The organism is Enterobacter sp. ZOR0014, assembly GCF_000798855.1.
Classification (GTDB): domain Bacteria; phylum Pseudomonadota; class Gammaproteobacteria; order Enterobacterales; family Enterobacteriaceae; genus Enterobacter; species Enterobacter kobei.
The window spans coordinates 13007-36004 of sequence record NZ_JTLF01000120.1; the positions used below are offsets into that span (position 1 = coordinate 13007).

22 protein-coding genes are annotated in these 22998 nt (G+C 54.0%); 9 read left to right on the forward strand and 13 right to left on the reverse strand.

Annotation, left to right across the window (positions count from 1 at the left end; all coding sequences use genetic code 11):
• Positions 1–924, reverse strand: a complete 924-nt coding sequence (gene pbpG, locus L977_RS06260) for a D-alanyl-D-alanine endopeptidase (RefSeq protein ID WP_014884552.1) — start codon at positions 922–924, stop codon at positions 1–3.
• 167 nt (positions 925–1091) lie between these two features.
• Positions 1092–1679: a Yip1 family protein gene (locus L977_RS06265; RefSeq protein WP_014884553.1), complete on the reverse strand. Its 588-nt coding sequence runs from the start codon at positions 1677–1679 to the stop codon at positions 1092–1094.
• Positions 1680–1836: 157 nt separating this feature from the next.
• Between L977_RS06265 and L977_RS06270 the strand changes: the two genes are divergently transcribed.
• A complete protein-coding gene (locus L977_RS06270) occupies positions 1837–2409 on the forward strand; it encodes a DedA family protein (protein WP_047625321.1) in 573 nt (190 codons plus the stop codon).
• Positions 2410–2469: 60 nt separating this feature from the next.
• On the opposite strand, the gene L977_RS06275 is transcribed toward L977_RS06270, so the two are convergent.
• The 3 genes from L977_RS06275 to dusC all read right to left on the reverse strand — a co-directional run bounded on the left by L977_RS06275 (position 2470) and on the right by dusC (position 5787).
• Positions 2470–3234, reverse strand: a complete 765-nt coding sequence (locus L977_RS06275) for an SDR family oxidoreductase (RefSeq protein ID WP_080286613.1) — start codon at positions 3232–3234, stop codon at positions 2470–2472.
• A 50-nt stretch (positions 3235–3284) separates the two neighbouring features.
• Positions 3285–4703 (reverse strand): multidrug resistance outer membrane protein MdtQ, encoded by a 1419-nt coding sequence (gene mdtQ, locus L977_RS06280; protein WP_047625323.1) that lies wholly within the window; start codon positions 4701–4703, stop codon positions 3285–3287.
• Between the two features lie 151 nt (positions 4704–4854).
• Positions 4855–5787, reverse strand: coding sequence for a tRNA dihydrouridine(16) synthase DusC (gene dusC, locus L977_RS06285; RefSeq protein ID WP_023330920.1), 933 nt, complete (start codon positions 5785–5787; stop codon positions 4855–4857).
• A 168-nt stretch (positions 5788–5955) separates the two neighbouring features.
• On the opposite strand from dusC, the gene L977_RS06290 reads away from it, so the two are divergent.
• The 6 genes from L977_RS06290 to L977_RS06315 all read left to right on the forward strand — a co-directional run bounded on the left by L977_RS06290 (position 5956) and on the right by L977_RS06315 (position 9916).
• The gene (locus L977_RS06290; RefSeq protein WP_014884558.1) at positions 5956–6351 is read left to right on the forward strand and encodes a CidA/LrgA family protein; all 396 of its coding nucleotides are present in this window, start codon (positions 5956–5958) and stop codon (positions 6349–6351) included.
• Complete coding sequence (locus tag L977_RS06295; RefSeq protein ID WP_014884559.1) at positions 6348–7043, forward strand: CidB/LrgB family autolysis modulator; 696 nt, start codon at positions 6348–6350, stop codon at positions 7041–7043. Before L977_RS06290 ends, L977_RS06295 begins: the two co-directional genes overlap by 4 nt.
• Before the next feature lie 129 nt (positions 7044–7172).
• Positions 7173–8057, forward strand: a complete 885-nt coding sequence (gene cdd / locus L977_RS06300) for a cytidine deaminase (protein ID WP_047625325.1) — start codon at positions 7173–7175, stop codon at positions 8055–8057.
• Between the two features lie 127 nt (positions 8058–8184).
• Positions 8185–8898, forward strand: a complete 714-nt coding sequence (sanA, locus tag L977_RS06305) for an outer membrane permeability protein SanA (RefSeq protein ID WP_032636024.1) — start codon at positions 8185–8187, stop codon at positions 8896–8898.
• A gap of 296 nt (positions 8899–9194) precedes the next feature.
• Positions 9195–9482 carry a hypothetical protein gene (locus L977_RS24435; RefSeq protein WP_047625326.1) on the forward strand — a complete coding sequence of 96 codons (288 nt, stop codon included), beginning with the start codon at positions 9195–9197 and terminating at the stop codon, positions 9480–9482.
• Positions 9479–9916 carry a helix-turn-helix transcriptional regulator gene (locus L977_RS06315; RefSeq protein ID WP_047625327.1) on the forward strand — a complete coding sequence of 146 codons (438 nt, stop codon included), beginning with the start codon at positions 9479–9481 and terminating at the stop codon, positions 9914–9916. Before L977_RS24435 ends, L977_RS06315 begins: the two co-directional genes overlap by 4 nt.
• Before the next feature lie 39 nt (positions 9917–9955).
• Here the strand turns inward: L977_RS06315 and mglC are convergent, their stop codons facing one another.
• The 7 genes from mglC to L977_RS06350 all read right to left on the reverse strand — a co-directional run bounded on the left by mglC (position 9956) and on the right by L977_RS06350 (position 18149).
• Entirely contained in the window at positions 9956–10966 is a 1011-nt protein-coding gene (gene mglC, locus L977_RS06320) for a galactose/methyl galactoside ABC transporter permease MglC (RefSeq protein WP_013097952.1), read from the reverse strand.
• 15 nt (positions 10967–10981) lie between these two features.
• Entirely contained in the window at positions 10982–12502 is a 1521-nt protein-coding gene (gene mglA / locus L977_RS06325) for a galactose/methyl galactoside ABC transporter ATP-binding protein MglA (RefSeq protein ID WP_014884563.1), read from the reverse strand.
• Positions 12503–12581: 79 nt separating this feature from the next.
• Complete coding sequence (gene mglB, locus L977_RS06330; protein WP_014884564.1) at positions 12582–13580, reverse strand: galactose/glucose ABC transporter substrate-binding protein MglB; 999 nt, start codon at positions 13578–13580, stop codon at positions 12582–12584.
• A gap of 295 nt (positions 13581–13875) precedes the next feature.
• The gene (galS, locus tag L977_RS06335; RefSeq protein ID WP_047625330.1) at positions 13876–14898 is read right to left on the reverse strand and encodes an HTH-type transcriptional regulator GalS; all 1023 of its coding nucleotides are present in this window, start codon (positions 14896–14898) and stop codon (positions 13876–13878) included.
• A 155-nt stretch (positions 14899–15053) separates the two neighbouring features.
• Positions 15054–16211, reverse strand: coding sequence for a DUF418 domain-containing protein YeiB (yeiB, locus tag L977_RS06340; protein WP_023337545.1), 1158 nt, complete (start codon positions 16209–16211; stop codon positions 15054–15056).
• Between the two features lie 18 nt (positions 16212–16229).
• Positions 16230–16898 (reverse strand): GTP cyclohydrolase I FolE, encoded by a 669-nt coding sequence (gene folE / locus L977_RS06345; protein ID WP_014884567.1) that lies wholly within the window; start codon positions 16896–16898, stop codon positions 16230–16232.
• Positions 16899–17000: 102 nt separating this feature from the next.
• Positions 17001–18149, reverse strand: a complete 1149-nt coding sequence (locus L977_RS06350) for a YbfB/YjiJ family MFS transporter (protein WP_047625332.1) — start codon at positions 18147–18149, stop codon at positions 17001–17003.
• Positions 18150–18287: 138 nt separating this feature from the next.
• Between L977_RS06350 and fghA the strand changes: the two genes are divergently transcribed.
• On the forward strand, positions 18288–19115 hold the full coding sequence (fghA, locus tag L977_RS06355) for an S-formylglutathione hydrolase (RefSeq protein WP_014884569.1): 828 nt from the start codon (positions 18288–18290) through the stop codon (positions 19113–19115).
• Between the two features lie 259 nt (positions 19116–19374).
• On the forward strand, positions 19375–21360 hold the full coding sequence (locus L977_RS06360; RefSeq protein WP_047344814.1) for a ligand-gated channel protein: 1986 nt from the start codon (positions 19375–19377) through the stop codon (positions 21358–21360).
• Positions 21361–21414: 54 nt separating this feature from the next.
• On the opposite strand, the gene lysP is transcribed toward L977_RS06360, so the two are convergent.
• A complete protein-coding gene (gene lysP, locus L977_RS06365) occupies positions 21415–22884 on the reverse strand; it encodes a lysine-specific permease (RefSeq protein WP_014884571.1) in 1470 nt (489 codons plus the stop codon).
• Between the last annotated feature and the right edge of the window lie 114 nt (positions 22885–22998).

Here is a 22998-nt window from a genome sequence, read left to right on the forward strand (position 1 = left end):
CTAATCGTTCTGCGCCGTCGCCATCTGCTCCGCTTTCTGCTTTTTATACGTCAAAGCCGCGGCCGGTACAGGCTGCACTTTCCCGGTCTCAATCCAGGTCCGCAGGCGGCTCGCATCCGCAAAGTGAGTATATTTCCCGAAGGCATCCATCACCACCAGCGCCACCGGCTTACCGTTAAACACGGTACGCATCACCAGACAGTGTCCTGCCGCGTTGGTGAATCCGGTTTTCGTTAGCTGAATGTTCCAGTTATCCCGGTAAACCAGATGGTTAGTGTTGCGGAACGGCAGCGTATAGGCCGGGTTGGCAAAGGTCGCCATCTCTTCACGGGTCGTGCTGAGCTGGCCAATCAGCGGATACTGCTTGCTGGCAATCAGCAGTTTCGTCAGATCGCGGGCCGTCGAGACGTTGTTAATCGACAGACCCGTCGGTTCAACATAGTGCGTATTGTTCATCCCCAGCGCTTTGGCTTTGGCGTTCATCGCGCGAATAAACGCGTCGTAACCACCAGGATAGTGGTGTGCCAGGCTCGCGGCCGCACGGTTTTCGGATGACATCAGCGCCAGCAGCAGCATGTTTTTACGGCTGATTTCGCTGTTCAGGCGCACGCGAGAGTAGATCCCTTTCATCTCTGGCGTGTGGCTGATATCCACTTTCAGTTTTTCGTCCAGCGGCAGATGGGCATCAAGCACCACCATCGCGGTCATTAATTTGGTTATTGAAGCGATCGGGCGCACCAGGTCCGGATGGCTGGCGTAAATCACCTTATTGGTGTTGAGGTCGACAATCATCGCGCTGCCGGATGCAATTTGCGGCTGGGCAGCAGCAGTGGTCACCGCGGGCGTTTTAGCGACGGCTGGCACAGCAGCGGACGCCCCCAGCAACAGCGCCAGGCTAAGTAAAGAGACTCGGAATTTCAGCATGGTGAGACTTCTGATAATTATTCACGCACGTAATGACGTACACCGCCTGCGTCGACGGATAAACGCAGGCTGGCTTCGGCATCATAGCCGTCACAGTGCTTTGTCGCCAGCGGATAATCGTGAACAGATGCTGCATTGCTGGCATTTACGCCAGCAATGCAGTGAGCTTAGAAGAGACGGTATCCATAACCCCAAAGAATAACCGTCAGTGCCAGTAACGCCTCCAGCACCAGCACACCGATAGCCAGTGTGGAGCTGGAGAAGCTCAGCCCCTCTTCTTTGTTGATATTCAGGAAGGTTGGAACCCCCAGATACAGCAGATAACCTGTGTAACAGAGAGCAATTGTACCGATCAGTGCGCACAACCAGACCAGTGGATACAGTGCAACAATACCGCTTAAGAACAGCGGGGTCGCGACGTATCCAGCGAAGACCATACAGCGCGCCAGCGATGGACGTTGCGGATAGTTACGTGCCATCCAGTGAATGACACGCCCCATGACCGCCACGCCCGCCAGCATCAGGCCATAAAAGAGAATGGCAAGATAAAGCCCGGTAAACCAGGAAAGCTGAACCACGGTGCCGTCACCGAAATTCCAGCCGATTTGTGTTGTGCCAATAAACGCGCATATTACCGGCACCGCGGCCATCAGCAGCACATGGTGGGTGTAATGATGCGAGACCGTTTCGTTCTCACTTTTGATGACATGCATTTCACGATCGGGATGGGAGAAAAGTCCCCAGACATGGTTCATAGCGCCCCCTTGTTGTCGGCCCGTCAGCGATACCTTAAGTATAATGCAGGCTTTAGATTATTTTATGTACAGTGGGAAATTTCCGTTGATTTCCCCGCTGTTGATTCATGGGGTATATGATTAAACGAGGTACGCTGAGGGAGATAACATTTACGTAATGGATATTAACGCACTCATTGAACAATATGGCTATGCCGCGCTGGTCATTGGTAGCGTGGCAGAAGGTGAAACCATCACGCTGTTAGGCGGCGTCGCCGCGCATCAGGGCTTACTGAAATTTCCGCTGGTCGTCGCTGCGGTCGCGCTGGGCGGCATGATTGGCGATCAGCTACTCTACTTTCTGGGTCTGCGCTTTGGTCCGACGCTTCTCAAGCGTTTCGCTAAACACAAAAAGAAAATTAACCGCGCGCAGCGCATGATCCAGCGCCACCCTTACCTGTTCGTTATAGGCACCCGTTTTATGTACGGCTTCAGGATAATCGGGCCGATACTGATTGGCGCCAGCCGTCTGCCGCCGAAAATTTTCCTGCCGCTGAATATTCTTGGCGCCATTGCCTGGGCGCTGATCTTTACGACGCTCGGTTACGTGGGAGGCGAGGTGATAGGTCCGTGGCTGCATAATCTCGACCAGCATCTGAAGCACTGGGCATGGTTGCTTGTCGTGGTTGTGGCGGTGATTGGCGTCAGGCTGTGGCTGAAACATCGGGAAAAGGCGCGGGATGAGGCGTAGCCGGGTGCGACCTGATGCCCTGACCCTCACCCTCTCCCACAGGGAGAGGGCAAAAAGTAGCTACCCCTCCGGCTTAAACTGCGGATTCGCCAGCATAAAACCCCCGTCAACGATAAACGATTGCCCGGTGGTATAGCTGGCGTCGCTGTCGCACAGCCACGCCACCAGGCTGGCGATTTCTCTCGTATGCCCGGGGCGCGCCAGCGGGATTTCCGGCATTGAGCCTTCTTTCACTTCGCTGTCGTCCATATCGTTCATGGGTGTGGCAATGGCACCCGGCGCAACGGCGTTCACCAGAATGTTGTGCTTAACCAGTTCTATCGCCATGGATTTGGTCAGGCCGCCGAGCGCATGTTTCGCAGCGGTGTAGGCGCTGGCCTCCGGCAGCGGCGTGTGCTCATGCACCGAGGTAATGTTGACAATTCGCCCTCCTTCCCCCTGCTTCACCATCTGCCGCGCCGCAATCTGCGAACAGAGAAACGCACCGTCCACGTCGACGGTGAAGATGTTCCGCCAGTCGTCAAACGGCATCTCCAGGAAGGGCGCTTTGGTCATCGCCCCGGCATTGTTAACCAGCACGTCCAGCCGACCGAAACGCGCAATCAGCACGTCAATGGCTTCAGCACCTTCCGGGAGCGTGCTTAAATCGAGATGGACAGCCTCTGCTCGCTGCCCCTTCGCTTCCACTTCACGGCAGGTTTCCAGCGCACCTTTTTCATCAGAATGCCAGGTAATGCCAATATCAAACCCACGCTCTGCCAGCATCAGGGCCGTGGTTTTACCAATCCCGGAATCCGATGCGGTAACAATCGCTACTCTGGTCATACTCACCTCCTGAAAAACAGCAAAGAGATAAGTATAGATAACGCATCTTTTTAGCCGTGATGATAGCCGCCCCCCAGCGCCGACGTTAGTTGCAGCGTGGCGTCGATATACTGTCCTTTCAGCATGACCGTCTCAAGGTGTTCTTTAAGCGCCGGGATTCTGGCTTCGCTGACCCGCGACCCCGCAAGGATACCTGCCCTAAAACGAGCCTGCGCCAGCGCCACTACACGTGCCGCGTCTTTTTCGACCTGCTGCTGGTGACGGTTTTTTGCCGTCAGGGTTTCGACTTCGCTGGCCGTACGCGCCACCTGATTCACCGCCTCCACCACCGCTTTGTTGTAGTTCGCGACAGAGAGGTTATTCTGCGCCTGGGCACTATCCAGATTGGCGTTCAGCCTGCCGCTGTCGAAAATCGGCAGGGTCAAACCGGCGGTCACGCCCATCTGCTGAGCGGAAGAGCGGAACAGATCGCTGAGGTGCAGGGCATCCTGCTGTAAGAAGGCCATCAGATTCACGTCAGGATAGAATGCTGCTCTGGCGGCCTCCACCTCGCTCAGGGAGGCTTCTATATACCAGTGCGCCTCCTGAAGATCCGGGCGGCGCGCCAGCAGTTCATATCCCAGCGTTGAAGGGAGCGAGGCTTCTGTCGCAGGCAACGCATGGCGCGTAAGCGCTATGGGCGATGTACCGGTCAACGCAGTCAGTCGCGCCTCAATGGCCTTCATTTTGCCCTTCACGTCCGCTAACTGTTCATCCGTTTTGCTGGCATAAATATCGGTTTCGACGCCCTCCACCGAGGAGGTAATACCGTGCTGATACAGTTCACGATCGGCATCGATAATATTTTTCTGCTCCTGCTTAATTTGGGAAAGGACATCCCCGGCAGCGGCCTGGGTCTGCCACGCCCAGTAAAGGCGCGCAACGCTGCTGGCAAGCAGCTGGCGAGTCTGCTCCAGCTCCGCTTTTTGCGCATTCACTTTACCGATACGCGCGGCAATCCGGGCGCGATTTTTCCCCCACAGATCCAGATCCCACCCCGCCGTGAGGCCAAAAGTGCCATTGGTGTACCATGGGCCGGTCGTTCCCGCTGCCGGATCGGTCAGCGCGAACGGGCCCATCAGGCCTTCTGCCGACATTTTCTGTCGTTCAACATCCGCAGAAAAATCCAGCTGTGGGCCATTGGCAGCAATAGCGGCCTTCGCCTGTGCTTCCGCGAGCGTAATACGTTGCCGGGCAATTTGCATATCCGGGGCATACGCTATCGCTTTCGCAATAAGCGCATTCAGCTGCGGGTCGTTATACTCTTTCCACCATTCGTTTTTCGGCCAGTCCGCATGGTTAAGTCGGGTATTTACAGATGCAGCTGTCGCCTGCGTTTTTATTGGCGCTACCGTGGAATGTTCCGGTGCGCACGCAGCCAGCATAGAAACAAGGGGAGCACTCAGAGATAAAATAAGAAAACGTTTCATTACGCCATGCACTCAAAAAATAAAGGCGCAACTTACGCTTGATGACTTTCCGTTTTTTAGTAACGCGTGGCAATCCGCAAATTGTTATACATTTACATAATCAGAAAAATATTCACCCAGTGAATTATTTAAATTTAAATATTACCGCTAGTTATTTTGACTGAATGACCCGCGCAATTTCAGCCGACGTCTGGAGCGTGCGGATCGCCTGAAATAACCCCAGCGCTTCGCTGTATTCTTTACGTAAATAGCTCAGCCACTGCTTGATGCGCGCGACGTGATACAAACCGGTATCACCCTGCTTTTCCAGACGGCTGTATTTTTGCAGCAGCGTCACCACGTCAGCCCATGGCATACGCGGTTCGTTATATTTCACGACGCGACTGAGGTTGGGCACGTTCAGCGCACCGCGGCCAATCATCACCGCATTGCAGCCCGTCTCTTTCAGGCATGCCTGCGCGCTTTCATAATCCCAGATTTCGCCGTTAGCGATCACCGGAATAGTGAGCCGTTTGCGGATCTCGCCAATCGCCTGCCAGTTAATCCGCTCAGCTTTATAACCATCTTCCTTGGTGCGGCCATGCACCACCAGCTCGGTGGCACCAGCCTGCTGCACCGCATCGGCAATTTCAAACTGCTTATCTCCGCTGTCCCAGCCCAGACGAACTTTCACAGTGACCGGCAGATGCGAGGGTACCGCCTCGCGCATGGCTTTTGCGCCGCGATAAATCAGCTCAGGATCCTTGAGTAGCGTTGCCCCGCCGCCGCTGCCGTTGACCAGCTTTGACGGACAGCCGCAGTTGAGATCGACGCCATAAGAACCCAGCGCCACGGCCCTGGCTGCGTTTTCCGCCAGCCATTCAGGATACTGGCCTAACAGCTGGATCCGCACCAGCGTACCGGAAGGCGTCCGGCTCTGGCGGTGCAGTTCAGGACAGAGACGGTAGAATGACTTTTCTGGCAGCAACATATCGACCACGCGCAAAAACTCCGTCACGCAGAGATCGTAATCGTTCACCTCGGTAAGCAGCTCGCGCACAAGTGAGTCGAGCACGCCTTCCATCGGGGCCAGTAAAACACGCATTCTGAGTACCTGTGAAAAAAGACGCGCTATAGTAGCTGCTCTGTATGTATGTGGAAAGCCCGGCGTTCCATTCCGGAATGTCTGGTATGCTCAAAATTCATGATGTGATCCGTGGCACATTTTCAGGTTTAATTGTATGATGAATGCGTTTCATCAAGGACTATCACCATGAGCAAATCATTGAACATTATCTGGCAATATCTGCGCGCATTCGTCCTGATTTACGCCTGCCTGTATGCCGGGATTTTTATCGCGTCGCTGCTGCCTATCACCATTCCTGGCAGCATTATCGGCATGCTGATCCTCTTTGTTTTACTGGCGCTGCAAATTCTGCCCGCAAAGTGGGTTAACCCCGGCTGTTTCGTCCTCATCCGCTATATGGCGCTGCTTTTCGTGCCCATCGGCGTCGGGGTCATGCAGTATTTTGATTTGCTCAAAGCCCAGTTCGGCCCGATTGTGGTCTCCTGCGCGGTTAGCACGCTGGTGGTTTTCCTTGTTGTGAGCTGGAGTTCACATCTGGTACATGGCGAACGTAACGTCATCGGGGAGAAAACAAAAAAATGATGGCTAATATCTGGTGGTCTCTGCCGTTAACCCTGCTGGTCTTCTTCGCCGCGCGCAAACTTGCCGCACGCTTCAAAATGCCGCTGCTCAACCCCCTGCTGGTGGCGATGGTGGTAATTATTCCTTTCCTGCTGCTCACCGGCATCCCTTACGAACGTTACTTTGCCGGCAGCAAAATTTTAAACGACCTGTTGCAGCCCGCCGTTGTGGCCCTCGCCTTTCCTTTATATGAGCAGCTGCACCAGATCCGCGCCCGCTGGAAATCCATCATTACGATCTGTTTTGTGGGCAGCCTGGTGGCGATGATCACCGGCACGTCGGTGGCGCTATTGATGGGCGCTTCGCCACAAATTGCGGCCTCTATTCTGCCTAAATCGGTGACCACACCTATCGCAATGGCGGTAGGCGGCAGCCTCGGCGGGATCCCGGCCATCAGCGCGATGTGCGTCATTTTCGTCGGTATTCTCGGCGCGGTGTTTGGTCACACCCTCCTGAACGCGATGCGGATCCATACTAAAGCGGCGCGGGGATTGTCGATGGGTACCGCCTCGCACGCCCTGGGTACCGCCCGCTGCGCGGAGCTGGACTATCAGGAAGGGGCTTTTAGCTCCCTGGCGCTGGTGATCTGCGGGATTATCACCTCCCTGCTCGCCCCGTTCATTTTCCCGTTGATTCTGGCGGTGATGGGCTAAAATTTGCGATGCGTCGCGCAAATTTCATTTTGATTTCATAAGTTGCATACATAATGAGAAGTGGATCACATATAAAGCCCCAGCGGCTCCGTAAACTACCGATCCATTAACCTTTATGAGGCAAACGCCATGCACCCACGTTTTCAAGCTGCCTTCGCTCAGCTTGCAGAGAATTTGCAATCAGCCCTTGCTCCCGTCCTGGCAGATGCACATTTCCCCGCCCTGCTGACGGCAGAGCAGGTCACCATGCTGAAACAAGCAGCGGGACTGGATGAAGACGCGCTGGCTTTCGCACTGCTGCCCCTGGCTGCCGCCTGCGCGCGTGCCGATCTCTCCCACTTCAACGTCGGCGCTATTGCGCGCGGCGTCAGCGGAACCTGGTACTTCGGTGGAAACATGGAGTTCCTGGGCGCAACCATGCAGCAAACCGTTCATGCGGAGCAAAGCGCCATCAGCCACGCCTGGTTGCGCGGTGAAAAGGCCCTGAGCGCCATCACCGTGAACTACACGCCGTGCGGCCACTGCCGTCAGTTTATGAACGAGCTGAACAGCGGGCTGCAACTGCGCATCAACCTGCCGGGACGTGCGCCACACACGCTGGGCGATTACCTGCCGGATGCCTTCGGCCCGAAAGATCTGAACATTAAAACGCTGCTGATGGACGAGCAGGATCATGGTTTCGCCCTGTCCGGCGATGACCTGAGCGAAGCGGCCATTCGTGCGGCTAACAAGAGCCACACTCCGTACAGTAACGCCCCAAGCGGCGTAGCACTGCAGTGCCGCGATGGCCGTATCTTCACCGGCAGCTATGCGGAAAACGCCGCGTTTAACCCAACGCTGCCGCCGCTGCAGGGTGCGCTCAACCTGCTGAGCCTGAACGGCTACGACTACCCCGACATTCAGCGCGCAATTCTGGCCGAAAAGGCCGATGCGCCACTGATTCAGTGGGATGCTACCGCTGCGACGCTCAAGGCGTTAGGCTGCACGACGATCGACCGCGTACTGCTGGCATAAATCCTTCCGGCGGACTGAAATGTCCGCCACATTGCTGAAAAACCCCTCAGTTGAGTCGCTGTTTCTTGCGCTAACCAGACGGGTAAAGTAGCCTGAGTGAACTTTCATCCACGAACGAGCCATCTCCATGTTAAAGCGCGTTTTTTACAGCCTGTCTGTCCTGGTCGGCATACTGCTGTTGATCGTGCTGGGTCTCGACCGCTGGATGAGCTGGAAAACCGCCCCTTACATCTTTGATGACCTGCAGGACCTGCCCTATCGCCAGGTGGGCGTGGTGCTCGGCACCGCCAAGTATTACCGCACCGGGGTGATCAACCAGTATTATCGTTACCGAATTCAGGGCGCGCTGAACGCTTACAACAGCGGCAAGGTGAACTATCTGCTGTTAAGCGGTGATAACGCGCTGCAAAGCTATAACGAACCGGTGACGATGCGTAAGGACCTGATTGCCGCAGGCGTGGATCCTGCCGACATCGTGCTCGACTACGCAGGCTTCCGCACCCTCGACTCCATCGTGCGCACCCGCAAAGTGTTCGACACCAACGACTTCATCATCATCACCCAGCGTTTCCACTGCGAGCGCGCGCTGTTTATTGCGCTGCATATGGGTATTCAGGCGCAGTGCTACGCGGTGCCGTCGCCTAAAGATATGCTGAGCGTGCGCGTGCGCGAATTTGGCGCGCGCTTTGGCGCATTGGCGGACCTCTACATTTTCAAACGTGAACCGCGCTTTTTAGGCCCGCTGGTGCCGATTCCGGCGATGCATGAAGTACCGGAAGACGCGCAGGGTTACCCGGCTGTGACACCGGAGCAACTGCTTGATCTGCAGAAGAAAAAATAAATTTGCACAATGAGTAATATATTACTCATTAACCTCTCAAAAAACGGATAATGTGAGATATAAGTGGCATTACTTGCCTTAATCACCCCGTATCACTTTTTTTAATGACCACGGAAATCCAGGCTGGCTGCGATTCATCGACGATATCATTCCCGCCGGCGCCAGTCGTCGCTACTGGATAAATGCGCTTGGTATCAGTGAATTACCACTCAGCCAGCAAAATTTTTTATTGCTAAAATTTGGCACAATGTCCCCTGTTGGGAATTTACGCATTAAAGAATCCGTACCGGAATGGAATGAATTCGCAAGCGCTAAAACGTTTACGGTTACGGACGTCATCGAGCGGGCAGCCGACTTTCTGGATTATGCCCAGGAAAGAGGCGCCGCGGCAGGTGGCGCAACCGGAGCTGGCGGAGTGGATTCCCCCTTCGACGTTGCTTAACGCCCTGCATGAGACAGCCGTTCAACTCGTCGACCTACCGGAAAGATTGGCGGCGCGCGGTGTTCCAAAACAGATACTGGAAATGCCTGCAATCGGTTTTCGCTTTATTCCAGACAAACTTTCCCGCTGGGGCTTATTATGAAAACACCCGATAAGACAGAGTCAGAGTTTCTGCAAACATTAGCCCGTATACGCAGCGCAAATGGAAGGAGACATCATGACGACGCAGAGGATCCTGACAAATTAACGCAGGTAAACAGGCAACGCGTTTCACCAGGCTTAACACGTGTCGATACACGCGATCGTCAGGATCTCTTGCACGCAGCCATTCGGGACATATTGTTGGGTAAAATCACGCAAGGAGAAGCACTGAGGAAACTCAGGGTCGAGGTGTTGGGGCTAAAACAGGATGAATATGCAAAATTAGTCAGCGTATCCCGAAAAACATTGTCAGATGTAGAAAATAACAGAGGCAACTATTCCGCTGACATCATTAACAAAATCTTTAAACCCTTCGGGCTTCAAACCGGGCTGGTGCCCATTTCAAAATCGCTGATAGCCACACTTTTCTCATAAAAAAAAACCCGCATCGCTGCGGGTTTTTCATTGTTGAGCTTACTTCTTACGTGCGTACTTCAGTGAATCCAGCGCAACAGCGAAGATAATAATCGCGCCTTTAATGATGTACTGCCAGTACGGGTTCACGCCGATGTAGGTCAGGCCGTAGTTGATCACGGTGAAGATGATCACACCGGTGACCACACCGAGTACGGTACCCACGCCGCCGCTGAAGGAGACGCCGCCGACCACACAGGCTGCAATCGCATCCAGTTCGTACATAAAGCCGAGGTTGTTGGTTGCAGAACCGATACGCCCCGCTTCCAGCATCCCACCGAAGGCGTAGAACACCCCGGACAGGGCATAGATCATCAGCAGGTTCAGGGCCACGTTGACGCCGGAGACTTTCGCCGCTTCCGGGTTACCGCCGATAGCAAAGATGTTTTTACCAAAGCGCGTTTTGTTCCAAAGGATCCAGACAAACGCCACCGCGATCAGCGCATAGAAGGTGATATACGACAGGCGGAAACTGCCCAGCGCGATAAACCCTTGCGTGAAGGTTGAGAAGCCGCTGTCAAAGCCCGAGATAGGAGACGCGCCCACGAAGTCGTAGTAGAGGGAGTTGATACCGTAAACGATGATCATCGTACCCAGCGTGGTGATAAATGGCGTCACGTTCAGGTAAGCGATGATGATACCGTTGATCAGACCAATCACCGCGCCGATGGCGCAGACAATCAGTATCACCACGAAAATCGGCATGGTCGCCATTTCCGGGAAGACCTTGTTGGCGTTTTCCATCGACTGCAGCAGGGTGGCCGCAATAACCGCCGCCAGGCCGACCTGACGACCGGCAGAAAGGTCAGTACCCTGGGTGACGATAAGGCCCGCCACGCCCAGTGCAATGATAATACGCACGGAAGACTGGGTCAGAATGTTACTCAGGTTCAGCAGACTTAAGAACGTAGGGTCCTGAAAAATGATAATGGCCAGCAGGACTAAAAGAACAACGTAAATTCCGCCTTCTTTCAGGTAAGTGAGAAAACTTTTTTTATTTAACGCACTCATGAGGAGCCCCTGATCTTAAAGGTGCAAAGACGCAAGACGCAAAATTTCGTTTTGCGTTGTCGTTTTGGTGTCAACAATACCGGCAACGAGACCATTGCTCATAACCAGAATACGGTCTGTGATCCCTAACAGTTCCGGCATTTCGGAAGAAATAATAATGATCCCTTTATTCTTTTTCGCCAGCTCGGCAATCAACTGATAAATTTCAAACTTCGCGCCGACGTCAATGCCACGGGTAGGTTCATCCAGCATCAGAATTTCTGGCTGGGTTAATAACCAACGTCCGATAATGACTTTTTGCTGGTTACCCCCCGAAAGCGAACCAATTTGCGTGCGGTGGCCAGGCGTTTTCACGCGCATGGAGTCAATCACCCACTGGGTATCGCTCTTCATGCGGGAGTTATCCAGCAGTCCGACTTTATTTTTGTAATTACGAATATTAGAAATTAACGAGTTAAAGTTAATATCCAGATAAGCATAAATACCCGTCGAACGACGTTCTTCCGTTACCAGCGCAAAACCGTTATTAATGGCTTCGTTGGCATTGTGGTTGTTAATTTTCTTTCCGTGCAGCGTAATGGTGCCCTGGGCCTTCTCACGGATACCAAACAAGGTTTCCACAATGTCGGTTCGCTTTGCCCCCACCAGACCGGCAATCCCTAGGATTTCGCCTTTGTGCAGGTCGAAGGAGACATCGCGGATGGACGGCTGACGCAGCGAGGTGAGATTGCGCACTTCAAGAATCACTTCACCCGGCTTGTTCTCTTTGTCCGGGAAGCGCTGGTTAAGGGAGCGGCCAACCATCATGGCGATGATCTTGTCCATATCCAGCCCTTCCAGCGGCTGCGTGGCAATCCACTGGCCGTCGCGCAGGATGGTAATCTCATCGCACAGCTGGAAGATCTCTTCCATTTTGTGAGAGATGTAGACAATGCCGCAGCCGCGTTCTTTCAGCTTACGAATAATGGTAAAAAGGTGATTAACCTCTTTTTCCGTTAATGACGATGTCGGTTCGTCCATGATGACGATTTTCGCATCATAGGAGAACGCTTTGGCAATTTCGATCATCTGCATTTGTGAGACGGATAAGGTTCCCACGCGAGCGCGCGGATCGATATCAATATCCAGCTCATCAAAAATCGCTTTGGTGTCACGATACATTTTGTCCTGATCGACAAAGACACCTTTGGTTGGATAACGCCCCAACCACATGTTATCCATAACGGAACGTTGCAGTACCAGGTTTAATTCCTGGTGAACCATCGAGATACCGTTTTCCAGTGCTTCTTTCGCTGAATGGAAATCGATCTCTTTCCCCTGAAAAAGAATGCTGCCAGAATCTTTTTGATAGATCCCAAAAAGACATTTTAATAATGTTGATTTACCCGCACCGTTCTCCCCCATTAATGCATGAATAGAGTGAGGACGGACTTTTAAATTAACATTATCGAGTGCCTTAACACCGGGAAATGACTTGTTAATACCGTTCATTTCCAACAAGTATTCACCGGTTGACTGAGTAGTTGTGCTGACCATAATTATACCTTGTTGGCCTCGCATATCGCGTTATAAAAGGGCGCAACGAATTGCGCCCAGTGGAGACAGGTTAACTCACTTATTTACCGATAAACTCAGCCAGGTTGGACTGGTCTACGCCCACGTAAGGTACGCGAACGATTTTGTTGTCAATTTTCCAGCTGGTGCCATCTGCCGCGCCTTTACCGTCAGCGAGGTTTTTCGCCAGATCGAAGGTGGCTTTCGCCTGGTTATTGGCATCGTTCAGAACGGTACCGGCCATCGCGCCAGATTTAACCAGCGCCAGCGCTTCTGGCAGGGCATCCACACCGAATACCGGAATGGACGATTTATTGTGGGCTTTCAGCGCTTCTACCGCACCCATTGCCATCGCATCGTTGTTGGCGATAACCACTTCGATTTTGTTCGCGTTAGGGCCGGACAGCCAGGCATCCATCTTATCTTTCGCCTGGGCGGTATCCCACATCGCGGTATCTAATGCCAGCTGCTGGGTTTTCAGGCCCTTATCATTCAGCTCTTTGATAACGTAAGTCGTACGCGCTTCAGCATCCGGGTGACCAGGTTCGCCTTTCAGCAGAACGAACTGGATCTGACCGTCTTTGTTCAGGTCCCAGTTCGGGTTCGCTGCCCAGTGTTTCGCGATCAGATCGCCCTGAATAATGCCGGACTCTTTGGAGTCAGTACCGACGTAATACGCTTTGTCATAGCTATCCAGCGCTTTACGGGAAGGTTCTTTGTTGAAGAAGACGATTGGCACATTCTGGCCGCGCGCTTTTTCAATTACCGTGCCTGCTGCAGCCGGGTCAACCAGGTTGATCGCCAGGGCTTTCACGCCTTTCGCCAGCAGAACGTCGATCTGGTCGTTCTGTTTGGACTGGTCATTCTGGGAGTCATTCATCAGCAGCTGTACGTCTGGCGCTGCTTTCGCATCTTTCTCGATAGCTTTACGTACAACAGACATGAAGTTGTCGTCGTATTTATAAATCGTCACACCAATACGGGTATCTGCAGCGTGCGCTGCTGCACCAAAAAGCATGCTTGCCATTACAGCAGACAGGGTCAACACCTTCTTATTCATGGTATCTCCGGTTTTTTTTATGCAGGGTAGTTCTGGTGAATAACGAGCGGCAGGCAGATGTTAATAAAACGTTACTGACAGCCGACGTTCACTTATAAAATTTCTCTCTTCCGTGGTCGGTAACGCTCCAGAAATGCGTTTTATTCGTTGTTTGCGGCACATTGGCTACTGTTAAAGTGAATAGTCACCGTTACATAGCGTTTCAGCTGCTAAAACGCTGACATCATAGTCAGCGCCTTGTTAAGATACTGTGAATTTACTCACAGATTGAAAACGGTTACATCACCTCACGTAATCAGTTAGTGATCGGAGCCACAATTTGCCGCGACGCGACGGAATGTCGACGCACCAGGGTTGGCATGAAGCAATGCGTCGCCCCAGGATCCAGCAGCCCTGCAGCTCCCTGTAACGCCAGTTCAGTAGCCAGTTTTGCCATAGAAGCAATGGGATAGCGTACCGTGGTCAGCTGCGGGTCGGTGTAACGGGCGATCGGAATGTCGTCAAAGCCAATCAACGACAAATGCTGCGGCACCGCAATGCCGTTATCTTTCAGTGCCGTCAGCGCGCCCGCTGCCATGCTGTCGTTATACGCAAACACCGCAGAAAGCTGCAGATTGCGGCCCAGCAACTCCACCATTGCCGCCTCACCGCCCTGCATGTCAGGCGTACCGGTGCCGATCCAGCTCTCTGATGCGATAATGCCGTGTTCTTTCAGGGCGTTTTGCCAGCCCTCACGCCGGTACGCGTCATCTTCAATTTGATGGCTGGAGGCAAGATAACCGATCCGCTGATGGCCGTTATTGATAAGCATTTTGGTGGCCATCATGGCGCCGCTGACGTTATCCAGCCCAACACAGCGGTGGGCATAGCCCGGCACAATCCGGTTAATCAGCACCATGCCCGGAATCTGTTCCATAAACCCGGCAAGCTCTTCATCACTTAAGGCTTTGGAGTGAACAATCAGGGCGTTACAGCGCTGGCGAATCAGTACTTCGATGGCATGACGCTCTTTCTCCGCCTCATGATAGCTGTTGCCAATCAGCACATATTTTTGATGCTGCTGGGCAACCACATCGACCGCTTTCACCAGCGCACCGAAAAAGGCGTCTGAGACATCCATCACCACCACGCCGATGGTATCGCTGACCTGCGTGGCAAGCGCCTGCGCGTTGGCATTTGGCCGGTACCCGAGCTGGGTCACGGCTTTCATTACGGTTTCACGGGTTTCAGGGCTCACCAGCGCACTGTTGTTCAGTACGCGGGAGACGGTAGCCACAGAAACGCCCGCCAGACGGGCGACATCACGAATGGTGATCATATTCACCATCCTTCAAAGGATTGCAGCAACTCACAGACACCCCCTGTGTTTAGCAAGGTGGCTATTTTGGCAGCGAGAGAAAAGGGACTACGTGAAGAAGCTCACAGTCATGAAAACGCTTACATCCGTTTTGTTAATGATTGTGATCCAGATCGTTATCTGGATGTATTACTCAATGATACCCCTGAAGCATGTGCGGTTAACTGACGCCACACCCACTCCAGCGGCCCCTGACGGAAATAACGCAGCCAGATAACGGAAAACGCCAGATTAACCGCCCAGATCGGAATAACAAACGCCAGCAGCCCGAGGCGGTCGAATTTCATAAACAGGCCAAAGCGATAGAAAATCGTGGTGCATATCAACGTTTGCAGGAGGTAATTGCTTAACGCCATGCGCCCGACGCAGGCGACTGCGCTGACAAGCCACAGGCGAGAAAGCTGCGGCCAGAAGCCATATATTAGCGCCGCGTAGCCGATGGTCTGGAATGGCGCGCTCAGTTCACGCGGTACCTGGAGCAGGAAAGCGCACCAGCGATAATCCCAGTGAATGTGCCACTGTATCATCACCGACGGGAGGTTTATCAGCACGCCGAGCAGAACCAGCCCTGCCCCGGTGCGACGATAATGACGCAGGCTGAACTCCCCTTTCAGCCACCCGGTGCGCATCAATGACGCCCCCATCAGCATCATCCCTGCCAGCTGCCAGCCGTATTGCGCCCCCAGCGCAAGAAGGTTATCCCCCAGCATATCCGCCCGGTTGCTAATGGCTTCCGTACCGCCTTTTAGCTTCCAGAACTGCTCATACTGGAGGTTTGCAGCATCCGGGATCCAGGAACGGTTGGTCGCTTCGCCAGAGATCATCCCCAGCAGCAGCAGCACCCCAAGCCCCATGAGATAGAGCATCACGCCGGTGTTAAACAGGCTTTTAACGCTGTGCGCATCACGAATGAGACGCCAGCAGATAAGCCCGACTAACCCATACGCGAGAAGAATATCGCCGTCCCAGAAGAACAGACCGTGGATAAAACCGAGGATCACCAGCAGGGTTAAGCGCGACTGGATCCAGCGGGTGCCGCGTTTAAGCAGAAGCTGTAGTCCTGCGCCAAACAGCAGGGCAAAGAGCGTGAGGAATTTAACCTGGGCAAACAGATCAAGGATTGCCCAGGTCCAGGCATCGCTTCGGGTGATATCGCCGTACCAGGCGGGATTGAGATAAGCGGCCTTCGGCAGACCGAAGGCGCTAATATTCAGCAGCAGGATACCCAGTATGGCGACGCCGCGAACAAAATCGAGCGTGACGTTTCGCTCCATGGTCCCTGCCCTGTGAGATTAGTTGTGGTGACGCACGGCGCGCAGGAACTCCTGGCGGGTGTTCTGGCTCGATTTAAACAGACCGCCCAGCGAAGTGGTGGTGGTTGCACTGGTCGCATCACGTACGCCGCGGGCTTTCACGCAGTAGTGAACGGCATCGATGGAGACCGCCACGTTATTGGTGCCCAGCAGCGTTTGCAGGGCAATCAGGATCTGCTGCGTCAGACGCTCCTGAACCTGAGGACGCTGCGCGAAGAACTGCACAATACGGTTGATCTTCGACAGACCAATCACCGTATCTTTCGGGATGTAAGCCACGGTCGCTTTACCGTCGATAGTGACGAAGTGATGTTCGCAGGTGCTGGTCAGCGTGATATCACGTACCGTGACCATCTCGTCCACCTTCATCTTATTCTCGATAACGGTAATTTTCGGGAAGTTGGCGTAATCCAGGCCAGAGAAAATTTCGTCGACGTACATTTTCGCGATGCGCTTAGGCGTCTCCATCAGACTGTCATCGCTCAGATCGAGATTCAGCAGTTGCATGATCTCGGTCATATGCCCGGAAATCAGACTTTTACGGGTTTCATTGTCCATATCCTCAACGGGCGGACGCAATGGCGTTTCGAGACCGCGCGCAAGCAGGGCTTCATGGACCAGGGCAGCTTCTTTACTGAGTGATGACATTTTCTTCTCCTGCAGGTGTGGCGTCTTTCGCCCTCGTTGTGGCAAAAGTATGCGCTCATTGTGCGTGAGGCGACGCACATAATCCAGTATTCACGACGATAATTATTGCAATTGCTGTTGCCTTTCAGCGTGACGATTCCAGACCAGCGCGCCGCCGATGAACAACGCGACGCCCGCCAGCCCCAGCGCAGGCTCCAGCCGGTGGGTTAGCCAGGTCGATAACGCCGACGTCACCGGGCCAATCAACTGCCCGATGGCATACCCGGTGGTGAGCAGTCCCGCCATATAACGCGTGTGGTTCGGTGCCAGCTCTCGGCCGTATAAAAGAGAGAGCTGCACGGCGCAAAGGAACCCACCACCTACCAGCAGCCCGCCCGTCAGCAAACCGCCGATGCCCGGCAGCAGCCAGGCCGCCAGGACACCCGCGCCCTGAAGCCACAGCACGATAGCCAGCCTGCGGTTAGCCGTGGAGATATGTCGCAAGGCAATGCTGAGCGCAATCCCCACCACAGCGGCGAGACCAAAAATCGGCCAGACAAACTGGGCAAACAGGCTGCCAGGAAAGCGCACGGCGGCCATTTGCGATAAAAAGGTCGCCGGAAGGATATAGCCAAATCCCGCCAGGCTGTAGCTCCAGACCAGGCGCTTTAAATCCGCGGTCAGCCGCAGCGGCTCAGGCGCAGTCCCCGGGCGATGAAGCTGACCCGCACGCGGCAGATAGCGTGCCACCAGCGCAATCAACACGAGCGCCAGCACGCCGTAGATCTGCCACGCCGCACCGGCCGAAAGGGATTTCGCCTGAATATAGACCGCGAGCAGGCCGCTCAGGGCGATACCCGCGCCGGGGCCGGCAAACACCGCAGCACTGAGCCCCGGTTTACCCAGTTGCCCCAGCCGCTCGTTGGTCCAGGCGGCAATGAGTACCATTGACCAGCCACTCATGCAGCCGATCGCAAAGCGCAGCAGGCCGTGTATGACGGCGTTATCCGCCGCCGCGGAGAACAGCGTCAATGCAACCGCACCCGTAATGCCGAGCCAGAGCCGCGTTTCAACAAAGCGGTGCGCGCGCATGGCATCCCATGCTCCCACCAGATAGCCAAGATAATTCATCGCCGCCACCAGGCCTGCGCTGGTGAGCGTGAGTTGCCCGGCGGCAATCATCAGCGGTACCTGAGGCGTAAAGGCAAAGCGCCCTATCCCCATCGCCACCACCAGAACGACAAACCCACTAAGCGCAATACGCAGCGCCATGACCGCTCCAATTGTTAAAGAAAAGTAAATTTATGATGCAGCATCTTGCCGTTCCGCGAAAGTGAAAGTTGCTCACAGGTAAATGAAAACGCTGTATTATGATGCTAATGAATAGCTATTCTCATTAAGGAGCCTTGCATGGAACTGCTCGAAGAGCACCGTTGTTTTGAAGGTCGACAGCAGCGCTGGCGGCACGACTCCACCACGCTGAACTGCGCCATGACGTTCAGTATTTTCCTGCCTCCGGCAGAGAATCCGCCTGTTCTGTTCTGGCTTTCTGGCCTGACCTGCAACGACGAAAACTTCACAACCAAAGCCGGTGCGCAGCGTATTGCGGCCGAGCTGGGTATCGCGCTGGTGATGCCCGATACCAGCCCCCGTGGGGACGATGTGGCGGATGATGCAGGATACGACCTGGGTAAAGGCGCCGGGTTTTACCTGAATGCGACCGAGCAGCCGTGGGCGAGTCATTATCGTATGTATGACTACATCCGTGACGAGCTGCCTGCGCTGATTCAGGCCGAATTCGCGGTAAACGATCGCTGCGCCATCAGCGGACATTCCATGGGCGGACACGGGGCGCTAATCATGGCGCTGAAAAACCCCGGGAAATATACCAGCGTCTCTGCGTTCGCGCCGATTGTTAACCCAACGCAGGTACCGTGGGGACAAAAAGCCTTCACCCACTATCTGGGCAAAGATGAAACGAAATGGCAGGAATGGGACAGCTGTGCGCTGATGCTGGCGAGCGACTCAGCAAATGCGATCCCGATGCTTATCGATCAGGGCGATGCGGATCAGTTCCTCGCCGGGCAACTCCAGCCCGCCGTTTTAGCTGAAGCGGCACGCCAGAAGGACTGGCCGCTCACGCTGCGCATTCAGCCAGGATATGACCACAGCTATTACTTTATGGCCTCCTTTATTGAGGATCATCTCCGCTTCCACGCGGCGCATTTGTTCGCGTAATTTTCGCTATTTGCCCGATAGCCTCTCGCCTGTCGGGCTTTTACCCTTATTGACATAATCCTATCCGCTTGAATCCAGGCTATTTTCTTGCCAACACATCAAACACAAATGATTTCAATTATCATTTGTGTTTACAATTATACATTCTTTTGTACAATTCCAGACTCTTCTCCATCACAAAGAGTGCTTACAAGACAAATACATACAGTTCTCAGGGTTATCCCGATGGAGTTTTTTTCTTTTTATATGGAATGTACAAATGACAATACCACGCGTTAAATTGCTGGCCGCTGCCATTGGCGCCGCCACACTTTCCTCCTTCGTTCACGCAGCCGATCAGGACACCGTTGTCGTCACTGCGACGGGTTTTGAACAAAAAATCCAGAATGCCCCCGCCTCCATCTCGGTGATTTCAAAACAGCAGATTGAAGATAAAGCCTACCGTGATGTCACCGATGCCCTGAAAGACGTCCCGGGCGTCGTCGTTACTGGCGGCGGGAGCAGCAGTGATATCAGTATTCGCGGCATGGCGTCGCAGTACACGCTGTTCCTGGTGAACGGCAAACGCGTGAGTACGCGCAGTACCCGCCCAAACAGCGACAACTCGGGCATTGAACAAGGCTGGCTGCCGCCGCTGGAGTCCATTGAGCGTATCGAGGTTATCCGTGGCCCGATGTCCTCACTTTACGGCTCTGATGCTATGGGTGGAGTCATCAACGTCATTACCAAAAAAGTGTCGAACACCAAAGCCTGGACAGGTTCGTTGCATGGCGATGCAACCTTCCAGGAAAACAATGATTCCGGTGATATCTTTCAGACCAACGCCTACGCTTCAGGTCCCCTGATTGACGGGCTGCTTGGCGCAAAAGTGACGGGGCTTTTGTCACGCCGCGCAGAAGATAAGATTGTGAACGGGTATAACGAGCAGAAAATGCGTAACGGCGGTATTACGTTGAATTTCACGCCGGACGAGCAAAATGATTTCGACCTCGACTTTACCCGTGAACTTCAGGACAGAAACAGCACGCCGGGGATGTCGAAAGCGACGGAAACCTGCCGTGGAACGACCTGTACGCCAAATACCAAAAGCGAAACCCGCTATGAACATACCACCTACTCATTAACCCACAGCGGTTATTACGACGACTTCAATACCACCAGCTACATCCAACAGGAAGAGACGAATAACCCGGATCGTGAAATGCGCTCGTACAACACCACCTTCAACAACCAGAACCAGATCTTCCTCGCCGATCATACCCTGACTCTCGGCGGGCAATATCGCTATGAGAAACTGCGCGACAACGGCAATCAACTGGAGGCTGCCGATGGCCTGAACAAACTGACACGCTGGAGTTGGGCACTGTTTGCCGAAGATGAATGGGCAATGACGGAAAGCTTTACGTTAACCGGCGGCCTGCGCATGGACAAAGACCAAAACTATGGTACTAACTGGACGCCACGTGGTTACGGTGTATGGCACCTCGCCGACCAGTGGACATTAAAAGGCGGGGTTTCTGCGGGCTACCGTGCACCGGACCTGCGTCAGTCGTCTGCCAGCTGGGGGCAGGTAACGGGTGGTGGCCGTCTTGACGGTATCATCGTTGGCAACCCGGACCTGAAACCAGAGAAGAGTCTGAGTGAAGAGATCGCCCTGCTCTGGGATAATAACGACAATCTTAATGCCGGTGTGACGCTGTTCAATACCGACTTCAAAGACAAAATTACTGAAGTTCGCCGCTGTAACAGCAGTTCCGATCCCGCCTGTACGATTGGCGATCATAGCTATGATTTCGTGAGCGACCGCGTCAACGTGGACAAAGCCAACATGCGCGGCGTGGAGTCTACCTTCGGCTGGAAAATCACGCGCGATGTGAACTGGACTGCAAACTACACTTATACGGAATCCGAGCAGAAGAGCGGCCAGTTCTCCGGTAAGCCGTTGAACAAAATGCCAAAACATATGTTCAATACCACCCTGGACTGGCAGGCGACACCAGACGTCGGCTTCTGGAGTCGTCTGAACCTGCGCGGTAAAACGTCTGAGTATCTGAGCCGTACATCAATGTCCCAGGGTACACCGTCCTATACCCAGGTGGATGTGGGTCTGCGCTACAACGCGAACAAAAACCTGCTTGTGACTGCCGGTGTGTATAACGTGCTCGATAAGCAAATTGATTACGATACGTATGACACCGTGCTTGATGGACGTCGTTATACCGTGGGCATGACTTACAGCTTCTAACCGCCCCATAAAAAAGCCCGCTCAGTTGAGCGGGCTGAAAGAGAGGAATTGCGGTTATTGTTTAAATCGTTCCGGGAATTCCATTTCACTGTAGCGAACGAAGTGTGTTCCTTTCGTCAGTTTGTAACCAAACCAGATGATCAGGAACAGCGGAATACCGATGTAGGTTGCCGTGACGGCGCCCCAGTCGATAGTATCCGCGAGGAACGCTTCATAGTTCTGGCCCAGCGTAATAATCAGACACAGAATGAAGGCGAAAATTGGCCCCAGCGGGAAGAACCCTGAGCGATACGGCAGGTCGTTCAGATCATGACCTTGCATCACGTAACCGCGACGGAAGCGATAGTGGCTGATGGCAATGCCCAGCCAGGCGATAAAGCCCGTCATCCCGGAGGTGTTAAGCAGCCACAGGTAAACCGTCTGGTTGCCGAACATGGAGGTCAGGAAGCACAGACCGGCAATCACCGTGGTGGCGTACAGAGCGTTACGTGGCACACCACCGCGAGACAGTTTAGCGAAGATGCGCGGCGCTTTACCGTCGCAGGCCAGGGTGTAAAGCATACGGGTGGACGCGTACATACCGGAGTTACCCGCAGACAGCACTGCCGTCAGGATCACCGCATTCATTACCGCCGCCGCAGAGAGCAGTCCCGCGTGCTGGAAGACCAGAGTGAACGGGCTAACGCTGATGTCTTTCACATCGTTACGCAGCAGGCTTGGATCGGTATACGGAATGATCAGGCTGATAATCAGGATCGCGAACACGTAGAACAGCAGGATACGCCAGAAGACCTGACGCACCGCGCGAGGAATGTTCTTCTCCGGGTTTTCAGATTCACCGGCCGCAATACCAATCAGCTCAGTGCCCTGGAAAGAGAAGCCGACAATCATCGCCACGCCAATCATGGCCGAGAACCCACCGGCAAACGGCGCATCGCCTATTGTCCAGTTGCTCCAGCCCGCAGGCTCTGCCCCTTTGAAAATACCAACGATCATCGCCACACCGACGACGATAAAGATGATGACGGTTGCCACTTTGATCAAAGAGAACCAGTATTCCGCTTCACCAAACCCGCGTACGGAGATGTAGTTCAGCAGGAAAATGACGACCAGGAACAACGCGCTCCAGATCCAGCCCGGCGTGTCCGGGAACCACCAGGTCATCACCAGCTGTGCGGCGACGAGGTCAACGGCGATGGTAACAGCCCAGTTGTACCAGTAGTTCCAGCCCAGCGCGAAGCCGAAGCCTTCTTCCACATATTTTTGTCCGTAGGTCGAAAACGAACCGGATACCGGCATGTATGCCGCCAGTTCACCCAGGCTGGTCATCAGGAAGTAGACCATCAGGCCAATCAGGATATAAGAGAATAATGCCCCACCCGGGCCGGCTGCCGAAATCGTTGCGCCAGAGGCAACGAAAAGACCTGTACCGATGGAGCCGCCAATGGCGATCATCGTTAGGTGACGCGCCTTGAGTTCACGACGTAGCGTGGGCGCTTCTGTGGTTTTAGTTTCTGAAACCATGTGAAAATGCTGTCCATTCAATAAATGAGGCGCGATTGTAGCAGACGATCGGCGTTCCTTCCGGCAGAAATACTCAGTTATAAGAGAGCTTCATGACGCGGCCAGGATTATAAG

Excerpts from the sequence above, each read along its gene's own strand:
- L977_RS06275 (WP_080286613.1), bottom strand. The coding sequence starts at position 3,234 with ATGACCAGAGTAGCGATTGTTACCGCATCGGATTCCGGGATTGGTAAA.
- mglB (WP_014884564.1), bottom strand. The coding sequence starts at position 13,580 with ATGAATAAGAAGGTGTTGACCCTGTCTGCTGTAATGGCAAGCATGCTT.
- L977_RS06315 (WP_047625327.1), top strand. The coding sequence starts at position 9,479 with ATGAAAACACCCGATAAGACAGAGTCAGAGTTTCTGCAAACATTAGCC.
- cdd (WP_047625325.1), top strand. The coding sequence starts at position 7,173 with ATGCACCCACGTTTTCAAGCTGCCTTCGCTCAGCTTGCAGAGAATTTG.
- dusC (WP_023330920.1), bottom strand. The coding sequence starts at position 5,787 with ATGCGTGTTTTACTGGCCCCGATGGAAGGCGTGCTCGACTCACTTGTG.
- yeiB (WP_023337545.1), bottom strand. The coding sequence starts at position 16,211 with ATGGAGCGAAACGTCACGCTCGATTTTGTTCGCGGCGTCGCCATACTG.
- mglC (WP_013097952.1), bottom strand. The coding sequence starts at position 10,966 with ATGAGTGCGTTAAATAAAAAAAGTTTTCTCACTTACCTGAAAGAAGGC.
- galS (WP_047625330.1), bottom strand. The coding sequence starts at position 14,898 with ATGATCACCATTCGTGATGTCGCCCGTCTGGCGGGCGTTTCTGTGGCT.
- sanA (WP_032636024.1), top strand. The coding sequence starts at position 8,185 with ATGTTAAAGCGCGTTTTTTACAGCCTGTCTGTCCTGGTCGGCATACTG.
- L977_RS24435 (WP_047625326.1), top strand. The coding sequence starts at position 9,195 with ATGAATTCGCAAGCGCTAAAACGTTTACGGTTACGGACGTCATCGAGC.
- lysP (WP_014884571.1), bottom strand. The coding sequence starts at position 22,884 with ATGGTTTCAGAAACTAAAACCACAGAAGCGCCCACGCTACGTCGTGAA.
- folE (WP_014884567.1), bottom strand. The coding sequence starts at position 16,898 with ATGTCATCACTCAGTAAAGAAGCTGCCCTGGTCCATGAAGCCCTGCTT.
- mdtQ (WP_047625323.1), bottom strand. The coding sequence starts at position 4,703 with ATGAAACGTTTTCTTATTTTATCTCTGAGTGCTCCCCTTGTTTCTATG.
- L977_RS06290 (WP_014884558.1), top strand. The coding sequence starts at position 5,956 with ATGAGCAAATCATTGAACATTATCTGGCAATATCTGCGCGCATTCGTC.
- L977_RS06360 (WP_047344814.1), top strand. The coding sequence starts at position 19,375 with ATGACAATACCACGCGTTAAATTGCTGGCCGCTGCCATTGGCGCCGCC.
- fghA (WP_014884569.1), top strand. The coding sequence starts at position 18,288 with ATGGAACTGCTCGAAGAGCACCGTTGTTTTGAAGGTCGACAGCAGCGC.
- L977_RS06350 (WP_047625332.1), bottom strand. The coding sequence starts at position 18,149 with ATGGCGCTGCGTATTGCGCTTAGTGGGTTTGTCGTTCTGGTGGTGGCG.
- pbpG (WP_014884552.1), bottom strand. The coding sequence starts at position 924 with ATGCTGAAATTCCGAGTCTCTTTACTTAGCCTGGCGCTGTTGCTGGGG.
- L977_RS06270 (WP_047625321.1), top strand. The coding sequence starts at position 1,837 with ATGGATATTAACGCACTCATTGAACAATATGGCTATGCCGCGCTGGTC.
- L977_RS06295 (WP_014884559.1), top strand. The coding sequence starts at position 6,348 with ATGATGGCTAATATCTGGTGGTCTCTGCCGTTAACCCTGCTGGTCTTC.
- L977_RS06265 (WP_014884553.1), bottom strand. The coding sequence starts at position 1,679 with ATGAACCATGTCTGGGGACTTTTCTCCCATCCCGATCGTGAAATGCAT.
- mglA (WP_014884563.1), bottom strand. The coding sequence starts at position 12,502 with ATGGTCAGCACAACTACTCAGTCAACCGGTGAATACTTGTTGGAAATG.